General features: G+C 41.1%; 14 protein-coding genes and 1 pseudogene. All 15 read left to right on the top strand.

What is annotated here, in order from left to right; genetic code table 11:
• Positions 1–268, top strand: a pseudogene (locus FOT42_RS18015) (hypothetical protein); the annotation flags it as partial.
• 97 nt (positions 269–365) lie between these two features.
• Positions 366–806: an OmpH/Skp family outer membrane protein gene (locus tag FOT42_RS04190; protein WP_262884003.1), complete on the top strand. Its 441-nt coding sequence runs from the start codon at positions 366–368 to the stop codon at positions 804–806.
• 12 nt (positions 807–818) lie between these two features.
• A complete protein-coding gene (locus tag FOT42_RS04185) occupies positions 819–1,442 on the top strand; it encodes a hypothetical protein (RefSeq protein ID WP_151889296.1) in 624 nt (207 codons plus the stop codon).
• A 1-nt stretch (position 1,443) separates the two neighbouring features.
• Positions 1,444–6,852: a PKD domain-containing protein gene (locus tag FOT42_RS04180; protein WP_151889295.1), complete on the top strand. Its 5,409-nt coding sequence runs from the start codon at positions 1,444–1,446 to the stop codon at positions 6,850–6,852.
• 12 nt (positions 6,853–6,864) lie between these two features.
• A complete protein-coding gene (locus tag FOT42_RS04175; protein ID WP_151889294.1) occupies positions 6,865–10,704 on the top strand; it encodes an RHS repeat domain-containing protein in 3,840 nt (1,279 codons plus the stop codon).
• 2 nt (positions 10,705–10,706) lie between these two features.
• Entirely contained in the window at positions 10,707–11,003 is a 297-nt protein-coding gene (locus tag FOT42_RS04170) for a DUF1493 family protein (RefSeq protein WP_151889293.1), read from the top strand.
• Between the two features lie 343 nt (positions 11,004–11,346).
• Positions 11,347–11,712, top strand: coding sequence for a hypothetical protein (locus FOT42_RS04165; protein WP_151889292.1), 366 nt, complete (start codon positions 11,347–11,349; stop codon positions 11,710–11,712).
• A gap of 43 nt (positions 11,713–11,755) precedes the next feature.
• Positions 11,756–12,325 carry a hypothetical protein gene (locus FOT42_RS04160; RefSeq protein ID WP_151889291.1) on the top strand — a complete coding sequence of 190 codons (570 nt, stop codon included), beginning with the start codon at positions 11,756–11,758 and terminating at the stop codon, positions 12,323–12,325.
• A 183-nt stretch (positions 12,326–12,508) separates the two neighbouring features.
• The gene (locus tag FOT42_RS04155) at positions 12,509–13,207 is read left to right on the top strand and encodes a hypothetical protein (protein WP_151889290.1); all 699 of its coding nucleotides are present in this window, start codon (positions 12,509–12,511) and stop codon (positions 13,205–13,207) included.
• Positions 13,208–13,210: 3 nt separating this feature from the next.
• Positions 13,211–13,906, top strand: a complete 696-nt coding sequence (locus tag FOT42_RS04150; RefSeq protein WP_151889289.1) for a hypothetical protein — start codon at positions 13,211–13,213, stop codon at positions 13,904–13,906.
• Positions 13,903–14,373 (top strand): hypothetical protein, encoded by a 471-nt coding sequence (locus FOT42_RS04145; RefSeq protein WP_151889288.1) that lies wholly within the window; start codon positions 13,903–13,905, stop codon positions 14,371–14,373. Before FOT42_RS04150 ends, FOT42_RS04145 begins: the two co-directional genes overlap by 4 nt.
• Positions 14,360–15,622, top strand: a complete 1,263-nt coding sequence (locus FOT42_RS04140; RefSeq protein ID WP_151889287.1) for a bactofilin family protein — start codon at positions 14,360–14,362, stop codon at positions 15,620–15,622. Before FOT42_RS04145 ends, FOT42_RS04140 begins: the two co-directional genes overlap by 14 nt.
• Positions 15,610–15,954 carry a hypothetical protein gene (locus FOT42_RS04135; protein WP_417937755.1) on the top strand — a complete coding sequence of 115 codons (345 nt, stop codon included), beginning with the start codon at positions 15,610–15,612 and terminating at the stop codon, positions 15,952–15,954. Before FOT42_RS04140 ends, FOT42_RS04135 begins: the two co-directional genes overlap by 13 nt.
• Positions 15,932–16,402, top strand: coding sequence for a prepilin-type N-terminal cleavage/methylation domain-containing protein (locus FOT42_RS04130; RefSeq protein ID WP_192938315.1), 471 nt, complete (start codon positions 15,932–15,934; stop codon positions 16,400–16,402). Before FOT42_RS04135 ends, FOT42_RS04130 begins: the two co-directional genes overlap by 23 nt.
• The gene (locus tag FOT42_RS04125; protein WP_151889284.1) at positions 16,402–17,541 is read left to right on the top strand and encodes a type II secretion system F family protein; all 1,140 of its coding nucleotides are present in this window, start codon (positions 16,402–16,404) and stop codon (positions 17,539–17,541) included. The genes FOT42_RS04130 and FOT42_RS04125 overlap by 1 nt, the downstream gene beginning before the upstream one ends.
• Positions 17,542–17,618: the final 77 nt, after the last annotated feature.

The following is a 17,618-nucleotide window of genomic DNA, read 5'->3' as shown; positions in this document are numbered from 1 at the left end:
AGTTGAGCGGCACATTAAAGAAAAGGGCCATCTACTCAACATACCCTCCGCAAAGGAAGTGGAAGCAAATGGTATTGAATTGGGGGAGATGAACAAGTTGTTGTTGGAGAAGATTGAGGAGTTGACCTTGTATACGATTCAGCAGCAGAGAGAATTGAAAGAGCAAAAAGAGCAAAATAAAAGATTGGAAGGAAGATTGAACAACCTCGAAAAGCTAATCGTAATCAACCAAGTAAATAACAAACCTAAACAGGCAAATGACAACTAAATCTATGAACAAACTCACATTGCCCATTGCGCTCATGGCACTCCTAGCAAGTATTGCCACATTTTTTTATACCCAATCTAAATCGGAACTGGTGTACGTGGACATCAACAAGTTGGTTGAGGGGTATAGACGCACAAAAGTCGAACGCGATGCTTTCAATAAAAAAGCCAATGCAATGAAAGCCAATGTGGATAGCTTATTAACGGATTGGCAAAATGAATTAAAAAATTATGAGAAGGAACGTGCATCTATGACAAAAAAAGAATTGGAGTTGAAACAACAATTACTGCAAAATAAACAACAACAGATTAATAATTATCAGCAGGCCATCCAAAAGCAAATCCAGGAAGAAGATCAAAAAATGACCCAAACGGTAATCAATGATATCAATGATTATGTAAAAGAATATGGAGAAAAGGAAGGATACCGTATCATTTTTGGCGCCAAGGGAGGTGGTAACATTATGTACGCAGATGAAGTTTCCGATTTGACCCAAACCATATTGGAAGGAATCAATGCTGAATATCAGGGCAGTTAAGAAATTTTTACTATGAGCAAAGCAGGAATTAACGCTATTGTGATACTCTTGGCCATACTCTTTGGCAGTTGTAGGCAAAACACCTTTGATACAGAGGCTGAGTTATTGTCCTATGTCAAAGATATGGACAATGGTTATTATTATGAAAGGCAGATTGGTAATGTTGTCTATACATTGACTTTCAGACCAACAGACGTGCTGGTACAACAAGCGATTGGGGATATTTATTCAGAAGAAGAAGTGGATAGCCTTAGGGAAAAGTATGGTGATTATCTCTATTTCAACTTAGGTATGAGTGCCAATGGACAAGAATTATTGAACAGCATGGCTGGTGATAGAACCGCCTTTGGATCTATGGTAGATCAGTTGGTTTTTGGCATGGCGGAAAGAGTACATCTCATTAGTCAAAAGAGAGATACCATTCCCATGGCAGACTATATCTATCCAAGGATTTATGGGATGTCCAATAACACCAACATATTATTGGTGTATCCCAAAGACAAGGAGCTATTAAATGGAGACTACATTCATTTCACCATTGAGGATTTGGGCTTTCATACTGGAGAAGTAGGGTTCAAAATTTCCTCTAAAAAACTGAAAGAGCAACCAAAATTGAATTTTAAAAATACCCTATAGAATGAGACGACCAATTCACCATTCCAAAAAAGAAAAGAATGGGAAAACCAAATTTTCCCACAAAATAGTAGCGACATTTTTATTGCTGGTCTTTCTGCCAAGCCTACTTCCCATGAATATGCTTTTGGCCTCCAATAACGGGCCTACCGCACCAGAAGCATCCAGTTTTGAACCTGTCGATGCCACAGATATGGTAAATCTGGCCACAGGAGACTTAAGTTATGTCCTGCCCTTGTTGAATGTACCCTCCCCAGAGGGGGGCTATCCCTTGTCCTTGGCCTATCATGCAGGTATTGCAATGGATCAAGAAGCTACCTGGGCAGGTTTGGGTTGGAATGTAAACCCAGGAGTAATTACACGTTCTGTAAATGGTTACCCAGATGACTGGGACCAAGGGACATTCAAAGAATATTTTTATAACAAGGGAACAACGTATACAGACTATTCTGCCAGTATTGACTTTTCCCCTACGGGCGGAGGAACATCTATAGGACTTAACCTTGCTTGGGGAGATAGCCGTGCTTTTGGTGGTTCGGTAAGCGTTGGGACCAGTATTCTAAAAACTGTCGGAGATGTAACAACAAATGTTGGGAATGTTGGATTGTCCGTAGGGACTTCTGGTGTATCAATCAATGGCGGTATTCCTATAGGGAACAGTGGTTTTGGCATTGGAGGAAGTATTGGGGCCAATGGCATAAGTTTAGGGGGGAGTTTTGGATTTGACCCGAATATAACAGGGAATAGTTATACACAATCTATAGGCCTCGGTATAAGCTCAAACTGGAGTGGGGATATTTCGGCAAATGCAACCTACTCGGCGGGTGAGGGAAACAAAAAAAATAGTATGGAAGTAAATTTTTCGTCTCATGGTGTTGGTGTTTCTGCAGGAATCAAAGGTTTCGGAACTGGAGCTAGTATCTCTTCATTTTCACAATCGGTTTCAGCCAGTGATTGGAATGTGAAACAAAGTGGATACAATATTCCACTCTTTGTTCCAGTACCTGGTGGGATACTATCATTTAGATTCGGAAAGCAAAAAACCACCATAGACCTTGATAACCTAGAAGACAATATTGTCAATGGACCTTTATATTTTAAGAATAATAGAACTGCATTAGGACAAAATAGTTCTAACGTACATGTAAGTTCAGATATATATGGGGTGTCCACATCAAGTACGTTCAATTCCAATGCGAATAATGGAGTATATCCCAATTATGATGGATACCGTGTTACAGGACAGGGTATAGGAGGGTCCATTACGCCTCGATTACACCAAAATGGAGCTTTGATTGGGCTAAATAAAGAGGTAGAACAACAATTTGTAAACTATACGTTGACGCATGAGTTGCCTGGTATGGGATCTTCCTATTCTACGGCAACAGACTTTACTCAAATGCCCGATTTTCAGTTTGATAATGATTATGCCTCTTCATGGCTGCAGACCCAAAAGAATTTTTATGGCAGCTCGGCAAATAGCACCAATATTTTTAATTATTTGACCTCTACATCAAACCTGTCTTTATCGAGAAGAGTTACGGGCAGGTATGTGGACTATTATACCAATGCTGAACTTGCGATGGGCATAGGATTTGACCAAGGTCTTTTAAAGACTATTTCAAGCCTTCCAGCTTATGGTGGAGGAGCGCATGAACCAGATGGAATAGGCGCCTTTAAAATAGTGGCACCTGATGGAAAAACGTATCACTACACCATCCCTGTTTATAACTATGAGGTTATCGCTAGGCAATATGGAATGGATCCACAATATTCCAATGAAGATGATGCTTTTTATGAAAAGCGACAGTTGAAACAATTTGCAACCCATTGGTTATTGACCGCAGTGACGGGACCAGATTATGTGGATATGAACAATAATCAGATTCCGGATGATTCAGATTATGGTTATTGGGTGGCCTTCGATTATGGAAAGTGGAGTAACGGATATATTTGGTATAATCCCCATGGTGAGGAATATGAGGAGAGCGGAGTGAATGACCAAATAAAAAATTATTCATGGGGACGCAAAGAGATTTATTATTTGGATAAAGTGATTACTAGAACCCATACCGCACTTTTTGTTAAGGAGGAACGTAGTGATGCAAGGGGCAAGCAGTTGACATACAAACACCGAAAGGATAAAAACACTTCCACCCGAACTTTCAACTTTCAAGAGCAAAGTCTTTTAAGGCTTAAAGAAATAGTTCTGATCAAAAACTTAGACTTAGGGACCATCACCAAAAACAATGCAACCAATTTGAGTTCCACACCTAGTCCCAATACCAATTACACTATTAATTGGTTCGATGATATATCAGATGATGGTGGTATAAAAAATATTAACTGTAGCCGTCAAGATTATGTTCTTGATAGCAAAGATGGAAATAATTGGGCGGGATTGAAGAGCAAATCGGCGAAGGTTGTTTCATTTGTCTATGATTATAGCTTAGCTTCGGGAGCACCCTACACATCTGCCTCTGGAAGATTGACATTGAAGAATGTCACCTTCAAAGGTAAAGGGGACAATCAACTCATACCCCCTTATATCTTTTCCTATATAAACAAACCATATACATTGGCGGATAAGGATGAATGGGGTTATGACAAGTATGATCCTGATCAATGGAGCTTGCAAGAAATCACAATGCCAACAGGAGGAAAATTGACTATAGATTACGATGCGGACACTTTTTCAGCGTCTCTAGGTCAAAACATTAGTTTTGCCACAACAAACCCTGATAGTAATTATATATTCGAAGTTACTTCGAATGTGGATTTTTCCAATTTTGAAGTGGGCCTTAATGATGATGTGCCAGTTACCCATAGAAAGGTTTTAAGTTGTAGCGATGCTACAAATACCTATAGTATGGAGATGTTTGATGGGACTGCAAAGGTGATAAATGTCTTGACTCCCCAAAAATTGAGACTTCAATTTAATGGAACTCCTTCCACAGTAAACTCCCAGTTTTATGGGGTACATTGTGATGGTTTGGTTTCAGGGAATACTTATACAAGGGTAGATCTCTCTGATGCCGCCTATTCGACCTCGATCAGGGTTAAGTCATTGACGACCACCAATGGTGTGGATTCGTATAAAACAGTATATGATTACAATATTCCGGGAACAAACCAAAGTTCAGGTATAGTGCCTTATATTCCTTTTGGCCCATATGCTGATGAGGAAATTCCATACGGTATGGAACTGCCTCCTCCAATTCCCATGTATTCCCATGTTAAAACCACTGCCTATGGTACCAATAATGTGTCTTTGGGTTATACCCAATATGTTTTTAAATCTTTGCCAAAAAATGCAAACATTAACACTTTAGGGGACATTATTCAAATTTCAAAGGATGAAGAAACTTTTTCAAATTCGGGAGCAAATGCGTCGGTATCAGTGGCCCAATTTAACATTAGGGATAATACCGCAAGTCTGGGGCAATTGATTTCCACGTCCAGTTATAATAGTTATGGACAATTGATGAGTAAGACCATAAATAATTATGCACTACCGGATAATGCTCCACAAGGTACCACAAGGGAATCTTATCAGCAATATAAAATATTGGATTACAATAGTGGTTCTATTACTGATAAATGGTACGTGAACAGTTCAACAAGAACCACATATTCCAGTGCCCTTCTCAGTACCACAGTTACACAAGGAGGATTTACCAGCACAACCTATTTTGACCAGCATGATCCTTATTCTGGTCAGTTGCTCAAAACAACTACAATCCAAAGTGATGGTACAGAGTTTAGAACTGAGGCAATCCCGGCCTATACACGTTATGCTGAGATGGGTAGTAAGGTTACCAATCCCGCCTATAAAAATATGATGGTGCAAGAGGCGATGAATAAAACCTTTGTAATGGACAATGGGGCCTATAAGCTAATCGGGGCCGGAATCAAAACGTGGTCTCCTTGGACATACAATCCAAGTAATGGAGGAAGCACCACCAAGGTTTGGCGAAAGCATAAATCATTTATTTGGGATGGCGCTAGTGACAGTAATGGTTTCTTTATTGGATACTCAGGGGATTATGATGGTTTTAATTGGAGTACTTCTGCTAGCTCGCAACCCACTGATTGGAAATTGGTTTCGCAGATCAATGCCTATGATTCTTATTCCATGGTTTTGGAAGTTCAAGACATTAATGGTAATAAGGCAGCAACCAAAATGGGTGATGACGATACAAAAATCATTGCCACGGCCAATGCCCCTTTGGCTGAGATGTATTACAGTGGTGCAGAGTATTTGGATGGTAATACTTTTGATGATGGAATAGATGATGTGGGAAGAACCACAGAACGTTCACATACTGGAAGCTATGCAATCAAGGTCACTACGGAACAAGGGTTTAAGACAATAATGTCCGGGCATCGTACAGGAAAATATAAAATCTCCGTGTGGGCATCCAAAGACAATTATGCAAATGCAAGAGTATATGATGGACTTAGCCTTAAATCATTTAATGGAGAAAAAATCATTGCTGGGGATTGGGTATTGCTGAACCATTATGTGGATTTGAGTTCCTCCAATAAAACCATATATGTTAGGGCAAATTCAGGAACTCTTTATTTTGATGACTTTAGGGTTCATCCGGTACAATCTTCCATGAGTTCCTATGTCTACAATGAGTGGGACGAATTAACCTATATTATTGGGGCAAATAACCTCGCTACGCAATATATTTATAATGAAGGAGGCCAATTGTGTAGTACATATGCTGAAGTGGCGGACCAAACAGGTGTGACTGGAGGATTCAAGATCATATCCAGAAGTAGGCTCCAATATAAAAATGGGGATGTGGGTACCTGTAGCAATATTTCAGGAAGTATTGAGGCTGACAAATCAGACGCTACAACGGGGTGTGCCATAAACTTTGATATTACAGGGTCAGGAGGAGTTACCAGTTGGAATGTAAATTTTGGAGATGGAACCTCCCAGAATGGAACCAACAACCCACCCACAGTACTTTCCCATTCCTATAGCACAACAGGGAGTAAAACGGTTACATTGACCCTTAATGGATCACAATCTTATACTGCGAATGTATCAATAACGGCTTCACCTACCTTTACCAATGCGTCAGATAATGGGAATGGATATAAAACAGTAACTCTAAATGGTACCCCGGGGGCACCTATCATTTATTCGGCCAATATGGGAGGATCCAGTTCAGGATTTAGTGGATATGTATCTGTGAACGGTGTAAGTTCTTCGCTACCAACAGTAGGAAGCAGTGTAACAGATGTCAGTGCAGGGGTATTTCCTGGTTCAGGTTCCGTTAGTTGTATCCTTAGTTTAAGTTCAAGCGGTGGAGGCTCAGGGTCAATATCCCTTAGAATTGAAAAACCTAACGATTGTGGTACGGTTTCTACATCGGTAAGCAAAAGTTCATTTTAAAAAAAATAACAAATGGAAAGTCGTATAAACAACAATCGAACAAAGACTGCGATAAGAAGCCTTCTTCTTTTACTTGTAAGTGGGGTTGCATTTGGTCAAGATGGCTTTGATGCCCTGCCTACCAATAGGAACTGGAGCAGTATAGAGAGTTTTGATGTCAACGGTGATGTAAAAAGCCGTAGCGTTTCATTTTTTGATGAACTGGGTAAGGTCCAACAAGTACAGAGCAAGGACATTTTAACTAGTAAAATTTGGGCCAACCAAACATTGTACGATTATCAGGGAAGGGCTGCCCTATCCACTTTGAGCGCTCCATTTGGAACCACTTTTGGCTTCCAGGCCAGTTTTATGCGGGATTCGGGAAATAGTGCCTATTCCACAGCGGACTTTGAATCCAATCCCGGAAATCCAAGTACGGTAGGAACAGCGTCCAATACTTTGGGAAACTATTATAGCACATCCAATGACAATAATGATTATCCGGGAAACAGTTATATGGATATTACATCCTACCCTTTTTCCAGGACCATTTATAGTACCTTGAACCCTGGTGTCCCCCTAAAATCCATAGGAGGCAATAAAATCAACGGAGAATGGCCACAAGGATATTCCTTTACCATGCGGGCGGGGCAAGAACTTTCCCAAACCGTGGCGTTTGGGGAGACCAAGTATGCAGCAACGGATTATAAGATTCACAAAACTGTGGGTAGGGATGTGCATGGGAATGAAAATGTGGTGTTTGCTGATAGTGATGGCAAGCCTTTGGCTGCGGCGCGCAGCGGTGGAAGCACGGCAAGGAACATGAGCATTGATATTTTGGAGCAAGGTTTTGTGGATATCCATGTACCACAAGGGAGCAGCATGGGCTTTACGGTGACTACGAATGGCAATACGGTGACCACTTATAACCTAATTACTGAGGCTACTGTAAGCCCTTCAACAAGCTTACCCAATGGGTTTTACAGGGTGGCTGTGAATGATGTGGAAAACTATGACCCTGCTAATCCGGTTACGGTAAACTACAAGGAGAATTATTACGACTACAGCCTTAATGAATATGACAAGGCCGGAAGGCTCATTGCATCCTACCAGCCTTTGGGAACTACCAAGGCTACCAAGCCCAAGACCACTTATCAGTACAATACCTTAGGGCAGTTGACCTACACAAAGAGCCCCGATGAAGGCGAGGCATGGTTCAAGTATCGAAAGGATGGGCAGATCAGGTATTCCCAAAACAGTGTGCAAAAGGATGCGAACAAGTTCTCATATACCAATTATGACAACTTCGGGCGCCCCATTGAAAGTGGGGTGGTGGCCAATAGCGGCTTTTCTTCTGCGGACCCCGATGGCGCCATGGTTTCCGGTACCCGTACAGAGATACAGTATACCGAATACGACGAAACGGCACAGACCTATAGTTTGGGAACGCGTCAATCCAATTACCCTTCCTTGGATTTTTCGGCGGGTAATGTGGTGTATACGGCTAATGGCTATAGTGAAACCTGGTACAGCTATGACATTTATGGTAGGGTAGAATGGTTGGTGCAGGAGGTTCAAGGATTGGGTACCAAAACAGTGGATTATGAATACGATCCCATTACGGGTCTTGTCACTCAGGTCATCTACCAAAAAGGGGTGACCAGTGAACAGTTCTATCATAGATACACCTATAACAATGCAGACCAATTGATCAAGGTGGAGACTTCTACCAATGGAAGTACCTACACCTCCCAGGCCGAGTACGAATACTATGAAACAGGTGCTTTAAAACGCACTGAATTGGCCGGAGGTGCCCAAGGAATTGATTATGTGTATAACTTGGCCGGACAGCTAAAGAGCATCAACCATCCCAGTTTAAGCGCTTCTGATGACCCCGGAGGGGACAGTAACGACCTTTTTGGGATGCAATTGGATTATAACAAGAACGACTATGCCCGTAAGACCACCAATAACATTACCACCCCAAGCTATGGTGTGGATCAGTTGAACGGAAATATAAAGGGGATACGTTGGAACAATGATCCCTTTATGGTAAGTGGCAAACAAAGTACCTTCGCCTTTGCCTATGATAGGAACAATTGGTTGGCCCAGGCGGATTATGGCCAAGTGAACAATGGAGATGAGCCTGCCCAAGAGGATATCACCAATAGTTCGGTGTATGGCAGCAGTACTACCACTACTTTGGAGGCGGGCAATAGCATTACCCTACAAAATGGGTTCCATGCGCAGAGCGGCAGTACCTTTACGGCCAAAATTGCGGGTGGTTTCAACGAAGTGGGCAGTGGGGATTATGATGTCACCAACATTACCTACGATGCCAACGGGAACATCCAGACCCTAAAGCGGAACAAGGATGCCAGTGGCGGCAATGCCATGGACGATCTGGCCTATACCTATAAGACCGACCCGCAGGATGGTCCCAACCAGTTGTTGCGGGTAAATGATGCTGCGGGCGATGTGGCCGGGGCCGATGATATTGCGGACCAGAATGGTAATAACTATGTGTACAACAAGATTGGGCAGTTAGTGGAGAATGTACAGGAAGGCATAAAATACTATTACAATGCCAGTGGTTTGGTTACAGAGGTGCGTAAGAACAATGTGACCATGGTAAAGTTCTATTACAACGACCGCAACCACAGGGTGCGTAAGGAAACCTATAGCGGTGGCTCCCCAGTGGCCAACACCTATTATGTGCGGGATGTAGCGGGCAGCGTTATGGCCATATACAATGGCAGTACCTTACAGGAACAGCCCATTTACGGTAACCAGCGTATTGCAGTGTACAACCGCCCGGGCAATGTGGCCACTTACCAGCTTACGGACCATTTGGGCAATGTACGGGCCATTTTCCAAAAGAGCGGTAGCAGTACCACCAATGAAAATCATAACGATTACTACCCTTTTGGGATGATGATGCCTCAGCGCAATAGTATAGATGCCAATACGTACCGCTATGCCTACCAAGGGCAGGAAAAGGACCCGGAAACGGGTAAAGAGGCTTTTGAGTTACGATTATGGGATGCAAGGATTGGGAGATGGTTGACTCCAGATCCATATAGTGAATTTGTAAGCCCATATTTAGGAATAGGTAATAATCCTATTAGTCTTACCGATCCTGATGGAGGAAAGACAAACGATGAGTGGGCGGTGGATGCCGATGGCAATTTAACTTGGTTAAGTAATAAAGGGGGCGACAATGTACAATATTTCCATTTCGGAGAAGGACACAAATATAGCGGTCAAACAGCTATTGCTACTGGGAATTTCAATGACGGCCTCAATTTTGTTGCAGTATTTAATACGGCAGATGTTCTAAACCCTAATACTTATTTCGATAATTGGGATGGTAGTGACGTAAGAAATTTTTATGAACTTGGTGCAAAAAAGTATCATGAATTCCAGCAGCTTACTGGAGGAGGTATTTATTTGCAACATCCTGTTACAGGAGATATTTTGCCTACTGGAATGGGAAGGATTGAAGAAAACAATATTTTCTTTGATATTTTAACATTGGGAAGTGCCGCAAAAAACATTTATAACATTTTTAGAGGTTCACCCAAAAGTTTTGTGGCAGACGGGGCTTCAAAAACATCTAGTTATTTTACACAAAAGGCAATAGAAATGGGGTACAAAACTTCTACCACAGTTGTCCGAAACCAAGCAGGTGTTTGGGTTCAAATCCACAATAATGTTGGAAGGATATTTAAAGGATTGCCTATAAGGACTTTATATAGTTCTAATGCAGCAACGACAATGGGCAGACAGATGTTAAATAATGCTTATAAGAATGCAGGAATGAAATTAGTCATTGGAGGTACATCAACTTATAGGGATTTCTCAGGAAATTAATCATGAAAGAAAAATTAATTGCTTTTATCAAGGATAGGCTAGGGTATCAAGTCATTGATATTGATAAACCATTTGATTCAATCGGTGTGGACGGACTCGATGCAGAAACTTTCTTCATCGACTTTGAAAAAGAGTTTGATATTGATATGACTGGTTTTGAATTTGACAGGTACTTTTTAGGGGAAAATCCTTTTATCAAGACATTGGGAAACACTATTAAATATTGGGGAAAAAAAAAGCGATTTTCCTTTAACCATTTAATTAAAGTCGCAGAACGAGGAAAATGGTTTGACCCTTGATGGAATGGGTTTAATGCACTTTATAAAACGCGTAGGTTTGAGTATAAATGCTCCACCAGATAGAGGGATAGCTTGACTCTTCGAAGCGTAGCCCCACTCCCGCTAGTCTTCTACGACTAGTGGTTACGATTGATATACATAACTCAAAGAGGGAAAACACTTTTAAACAGAAATAATCCAATATGAAACTTATTCAAACCTATGTCGTTTTTATGATTGCTTTAGGGTTGCATGCCCAAAAAGGGAAAATCTCGGCGGAAGTGTCCTATTCTATACCTATTGGGAAAATCATTTCAATGACTATTACAAGGGCAATGTGGATCTAGGGCCCCAATTTCGTTTCATGACCGGTGAGGTAATCAATCTGGGAGCTTCCATAAATGTGGGATTCTATGCTTTCGAGAACAAGAACTTTACGGCGCAACCGGACATTAACGGTACTTTTATACAGCCTCGGTTGTTCGGGGAGTTGGTAGCAGGAATTTGTAGGGAACAGGAAGGCGCCGGTAATGGTTTTGCTACCTTTAGTATGGAGAATGCCTTGGAACCGGGCCAAACAAAAAAAGTAAAGGACAAGACCAATGGACCCAATGTGAATGTTGCGGCCTCACTGGATATTTTTATGGGTCTTTTTGTCAAGGCCCAATACGATTATATGAACAACTCCGAATATGGTAGCCTGGACGATAGTACTACAACCGACAGGTAAATGTGGTAAAACTGGGACTGGGATATCATTTTAAATCACGATTATGAAAAAAAGAATAATAGCTTTTGTTTGCTCCTTATTGGTGGGGCCATTGGTCCTAATGGCCCAAGAACAGGCCAAATGTGTGGCCACTACCCAAAGTGGATCGGAGATTGTGGGCTATATCAAAAACTACCATGGGACATATCTCATTACAGGAGGATTCAGATTACATAGGGACGGAAAAGAGATGAAATTGTACCCCAAGAATTTGGACAAGGTGGTGATCAACGATACTATTATATACAGATCGCTCCTTTCTGATAAAGGAGAAAAGAGCTTGATGTATGCAATGGAAGAAGGTACTCCTCTTTCCCTATACCGTCATTCTATTAGGTACACGGGAAACCTGCCAGGGTCAGGTTTTTCCGTTTGGATCGACAACAAATACTTTATCAAGAAAGGGAGCGAAGTTGTTTTGGTAAAGGACAGGAAACTATTAAAAGACCCAGAAGAGTTCTTTCCCAATGCGCCTACCGTATTATTACAGCATATTAAGGATACTAAACGTGATGATGTTGATGAAAATCTGCCCCGTTGGATAAGGGAGTACAATAAAGCAATCCTAAAATAACTTGGTGGTTAATCTATGAATTGGGCCTTCCAGTTTATGTTAAGTGTATGAAAAGATATTGGGCACCTACTATCAAGAGGAAAACACTTTAAAGCATGTTTCATTATTCCTATAATTCACTATTGAAAATACACTGTGTTTTCATATTTTTAAACTATGACAAAATATTTTGCACCAAGTGTTATGCTTGGATTTTTAATCCTGTTTTCTTGTTCTACTTACAAAGCCCAAAAACAAGAGGCCCTATTGGGTTTCCCCGAATTGGGTACGCTGATCAAGACCAAAGGGGATTTGTGGTACAGTGCAGTGGAACAAGTAGGGGTTCCCAATTGGTCCGTGCTCAAGGTTCAGGCACAACAACTGCCTTTTAATAAGGTAAGTTATTCCGATTATGCCAAATATGCAGAACGGGCCGGAAAGATCAACAGCATTTCCTATAATGATTCTTTGCCCTACAAACCCAAGTATCTTCGGTTGCAGTTATTGGACAAGTTGGGACTTACCAAACAGCTTAATAATGAAACAAACGATGGGTTACGGTCCTATGCCTCCAAGGATGATGCGTACAAATTGGTCACGGGTTTGGATGTGACCGTGCCAGAGACCGAGATGCTTACCTTTACCCAGGCCGAAGCCGTACAATTGCAAAAGGATAAATTGGGAAATATTATATTGGTGGTCATCAATGGCGAATTTGAGAAACAATATTTTTTCTCCGAGCTTCAAGTGTTTGGCTACCATTACAACAGCTTTTGTTGGGGAGAGGACCGTTATCATAACCTGATCATTGAGAATTTGATCTCTGAAGGGGAAAAGTGCCCAAAGGGAACCCATTTAAAGGCATCCAAAGTGAACGGGGACAAAGCCTATTTAAAATTTTAATACATGAAAAGTAGAGTTTTCTGGATATGTGGTCTAGTCTTACTCCTGGGATGGGCCTGTGAGGACATTTTGGAGGTACCCGATATTTCAAATGCAACGGTGACCATCCTTGCTCCCATGGACAGTAGTGTGGTGACCACCAATGCGGTAGGTTTCAACTGGGAAAAAGTGGACGAAGCCACCTCATACAAAGTGCAGATTGCAGCCCCAGATTTTGAGAATACCAGCCAAATGGTTTTGGACAGTGTAATTGTGGAGGATACCTTGGGGAATGTAGTCACCCGTATTGATAAAGACTTGGTAAACGGTAACTATGCATGGCGGGTAAAGGCCCTGAACAGTGATTATGAAACGGTGTTTACCGTCAGCAGTTTTCAGGTGGATGGGGATGAAGAACTGGATATCACCCCACCTAATACACCTCAACTGGCCACTCCGGCCAATGGAGCATCTTTAACCCAGTCTTCGGTAAGCTTTTCCTGGACCAGGGAGGATATATCTGGAACAGCTGAACGGGACAGCATCTATATTTTTTCGGATGAAAGTCTGACTGCTTTGACCACCAAGGCATTGGGGGCCAATAAAACCTATACCACCAGTTTGGCATCGGGCACTTTTTATTGGTATGTTAGAGCTTTCGATGCCGCAGGGAATAAGAGCGATGCCAGTTCCACCTTTAATTTTACTGTAGCGGATTGAGCAAAAACACCAAAACATACATATTGTTGGGACTTGTATTGGTGATTTGGGGCATCATTGGATACAAATTGATAAGTGCCTTTTCTCCAGACCCCGAACCGGTAACTTTTATGGAGACCACAAATTTTAAGTCCAAGAATAGGGCGCAAAAGGATACATTCAGCCTTTTGGCCAATTATAGGGATCCCTTTTTGGGAACGTGGAACACGTCCCGGCCAAAGAAAAAACAGGGTGCTCCGGTCAAGAAGGAAAGTATAGAATTTCCCAATATTATATATACAGGATTGGTTTCGGGTGCGCACACCAAGGACCATATCTATTTTGTGACCATAGGGGGAAGTCAATACCTTATGAAAAGAGGAACCCAACAAAATGGAGTGACTTTAGTAAGTGGTACATCCAAAAACATAAGGGTTGCTTATAAAGGAGTAGTGAAAACAGTAACACTGGCCAATGAAACTCCATAAAAAAATCAGGGCAGGGGCATTACAGTTTGTGTTGTTCATAGGGGCCGTTATAGCCGTGCTGTTGATGACTTTCGTATTGCTCCATCATACCCAAGGGCTATTTGATAAAAAAACTTCCAAAGTGGTGGAGGTAATCAAAAGGGCGGATATGGGCATTCGCTACGCTATGGGGGAAGATTTTCAGAATAATTCATCCACCACATTGAATTTAGGTATGGATGATGGTATTGAGGTCACGGTTTCAAAATCCTATTGGGGCATTTTTGAAAGATATACAGCACTATCAAGATTTAAAAAAATCGAGTTTAGCAAGATTGCTTTAATTGGTGGGCAGTTAGAGCAGAACTTTCCCGCCTTGTATGTAAAAGATAATGATAGACCTATAATCATTGCGGGTAGTGCAAAGATTATAGGGACTGTCCTGTTGCCCAAGCAAGGTATACGGCCTGGGGGAATCAGTGGTCGTTTCTATCAATATGAAGCCTTGGTCTATGGCCAAGTAAAAGAAAGTGTAAAGACAATGCCTTATTTGGATAGTGGGTTCAGAAGTCAACTAAAACAACTACTGCTCAATGACCAGATAGGGATACAAGGCAACGAGCTGAGGTACAAGCCGGATTTAAGGGCAATCAATTCATTTGAATCCCCAACCCAATACATTTTTGGGGATGTACTTCGTTTTTCCGAAGGGGAATTAAGGGGAAATATCTTGGTAAAAGCCTCTAGCTCCATTAGCATCGGGAAAGGATGCAATATAAAGGATGTGGTTTTTATGGCTCCAAAGATTATTGTGGAAGAAGGTTTTAAGGGCAGTTTACAGGCGTTGGCCTTGGATGAAATCCAAATCGGTAAAAAAGCGTACTTGGAATATCCATCTGCATTGATGGTGGACAGGGATGATAAACCGTATGAAAAGAGTAGAAAAGCCCCAAATATTCTAATTGGAGAAGGAACCACGATCAATGGAGTGGTGGGGTATTTGGGGAACCATCAAGAGAATGTTTTTTATCCCCAGATAAGTGTGGCCGAAGGTGCTTCTATTCGCGGAGAAATATATTGTGAAAAATCACTTGAACTCAAAGGGAATGTCTTGGGTAAGGTGACCACGGATAGTTTTATTGCCATGGAGAACGGTAGTATTTATCAAAACCATCTGTTCAATGGCCATATAGATGTGAATGGTTTGCCTGAGGAATATGGTGGACTATTGTCCAATGCGGGAAAAACGGTGGTAAAATGGTTATATTGAAAAAGATTAAGGCATCTACCTTGATGGAGACCATGGTGGCAACGGTATTGATAATTGTAATTTTCATGTTGGCCAGTCTTATTATGAATTCTTTGTTTGCAGCCAAAATGCAAGAGAATCATGCCTCCTTGGACAATTATATGGATAAATTGGAGTATTTGCGTGCCAATGGAAAGATAGCGCTTCCCTATTATGAAGAAAGGGATGGGTGGAAAATAAGCATCAATAATCCTGAAATGAATGGAATTGTTAGAATAATGGCAGAAAAGGAATTGGAAACCGGGATCAAAAAATTGGAGTATGTTTTTTATGAAGGACAACCCCAAAAATAAAATTAAGGCATTCACATTGAGTGAAATGTTGGTAGTATTGCTATTGACAGTAATTGTAGTTGGGCTTGCCTTTGCAATATTGAACCTGGTTCAAAGGCAAATGCTGGGAATTCAGAAAGCCTATGACAATAAGACGGAACATAACCAATTGAAGCAGGCTTTGTGGATTGATTTTAATTCCTATTCCCGAATTCAATGGATATCTGGAAGTGGGGAATTGAAATTTGATGGTGAATTACAGCAAACCGCATATTCTTTTAAACAAGGATATATACTTAAAGATAGAGATACATTTTATACGGACCTTATCATCAAAGAATTGTATTTTAAAGGAAGCAAGGTGGATGAAGGATCCATCGATGCCCTAGAACTGTCCATTTCTAGCAATGAAGGTAATGCGGGGCTTTTCTTCTTCAAAAAGAACTCTGCTGAAAATTTTATGAAGTGATGGGGTTTAAGCTTGAAGATATAGAAAAAGTTTCCGCAAATCAAAGGAAATCCGTTGAGGATAGGATTCCAATTTTGGAAAGGGAACTTACTTGGTTCAGCAAACCATTTTCAAACAAAAAAAAAGAGGATTTCTACACAGAACTTGGCGTATTGCTCAAAGCTGGGATAACATTAAAAGAGGCTTTGAAACTCATTGAGGAGGGCCAAAAGAAAGAGACCCAAAAAAAAATAGTGGCCAATATCGGGGAAAGCCTATTATCAGGGTTCAGTTTTTCGGAAGCCATCAAAAATAGGAAGGAGTTTACGGAATACGAATATTATTCAATCAAGATAGGGGAGGAATCGGGAACCTTGGAAACCATAACCAAAGAATTGGGATTGTTTTACGCAAAAAAAAACGAACAGCGTAGGAATCTGGTAAATGCACTGACCTATCCTATTATTATAATGGTCACTGCAATGTTGGTAGTTGTGTTTATGTTGCGAATGGTTGTTCCCATGTTCCAGGACATTTTTAAGCAAAACCAAGTAGAATTGCCGTGGATTACACGCTTTATTGTATCCCTTTCGGATTTCATTGGTCATAATGGTTGGTGGATTTTATTGTTTTTGGTAACCGCCCTATTTTTAAAAAAGACGTTGTTTGACAATCGATGGTTTAGAAGGCAAATGGATTATCTTATGATGCGAGTCCCTTATTTGGGCAGCTTTCTCAAAGCAGTTTATTTGTCCCAGTTTACAAGGGCAATCAGTTTATTATCTGCGTCCAAGGTCCCTGTATTAAATAGTATTGAGCTTGCAAGCAAAATGATAGATTTTTATCCGCTGAACGATGCCTTGATTTCAGTTGAAGAGAAAATCGTACGCGGAGAAAGTTTAAGTGATAGTCTAAGGGGCAATGCCATTTTTAGTAATAAAATGATTTCAATGGTCAAGGTTGCTGAGGAGACCAATCAAACAGAGTACATGTTTGAAAGGTTAAATCAACAATATTCCATTGAGGTTGACCAAAAGTCCAAATTGTTGAGCACACTATTGGAACCAATGATTATTTTGGTGGTTGGTGTATGTGTAGGAGTAATTTTGGTGGCGATGTATTTGCCAATGTTCAAATTGGGCAGCGTTTTGGGAGGTTGACCAACTTTATATTACAAATAACAGTACATTTTTAAATTTAAGAAAGCGGGTTGCCAAAGAGATTGATTATATTTAGG

Origin of the sequence: Flagellimonas hadalis (assembly GCF_007785775.2) — a bacterium.
Taxonomy (GTDB): domain Bacteria; phylum Bacteroidota; class Bacteroidia; order Flavobacteriales; family Flavobacteriaceae; genus Flagellimonas; species Flagellimonas hadalis.
Note: the sequence above shows the minus strand (reverse complement) of the source record. Positions and strands in the feature narration are given on the sequence as shown.

What these genes read in the sequence shown, in the direction of transcription:
- FOT42_RS04140 (WP_151889287.1), top strand. Translation starts at nt 14,360, where the DNA reads ATGAAACTCCATAAAAAAATCAGGGCAGGGGCATTACAGTTTGTGTTG.
- FOT42_RS04150 (WP_151889289.1), top strand. Translation starts at nt 13,211, where the DNA reads ATGAAAAGTAGAGTTTTCTGGATATGTGGTCTAGTCTTACTCCTGGGA.
- FOT42_RS04185 (WP_151889296.1), top strand. Translation starts at nt 819, where the DNA reads ATGAGCAAAGCAGGAATTAACGCTATTGTGATACTCTTGGCCATACTC.
- FOT42_RS04180 (WP_151889295.1), top strand. Translation starts at nt 1,444, where the DNA reads ATGAGACGACCAATTCACCATTCCAAAAAAGAAAAGAATGGGAAAACC.
- FOT42_RS04170 (WP_151889293.1), top strand. Translation starts at nt 10,707, where the DNA reads ATGAAAGAAAAATTAATTGCTTTTATCAAGGATAGGCTAGGGTATCAA.
- FOT42_RS04130 (WP_192938315.1), top strand. Translation starts at nt 15,932, where the DNA reads ATGAAGGACAACCCCAAAAATAAAATTAAGGCATTCACATTGAGTGAA.
- FOT42_RS04160 (WP_151889291.1), top strand. Translation starts at nt 11,756, where the DNA reads ATGAAAAAAAGAATAATAGCTTTTGTTTGCTCCTTATTGGTGGGGCCA.
- FOT42_RS04135 (WP_417937755.1), top strand. Translation starts at nt 15,610, where the DNA reads ATGGTTATATTGAAAAAGATTAAGGCATCTACCTTGATGGAGACCATG.
- FOT42_RS04125 (WP_151889284.1), top strand. Translation starts at nt 16,402, where the DNA reads ATGGGGTTTAAGCTTGAAGATATAGAAAAAGTTTCCGCAAATCAAAGG.
- FOT42_RS04155 (WP_151889290.1), top strand. Translation starts at nt 12,509, where the DNA reads ATGCTTGGATTTTTAATCCTGTTTTCTTGTTCTACTTACAAAGCCCAA.
- FOT42_RS04165 (WP_151889292.1), top strand. Translation starts at nt 11,347, where the DNA reads ATGACCGGTGAGGTAATCAATCTGGGAGCTTCCATAAATGTGGGATTC.
- FOT42_RS04175 (WP_151889294.1), top strand. Translation starts at nt 6,865, where the DNA reads ATGGAAAGTCGTATAAACAACAATCGAACAAAGACTGCGATAAGAAGC.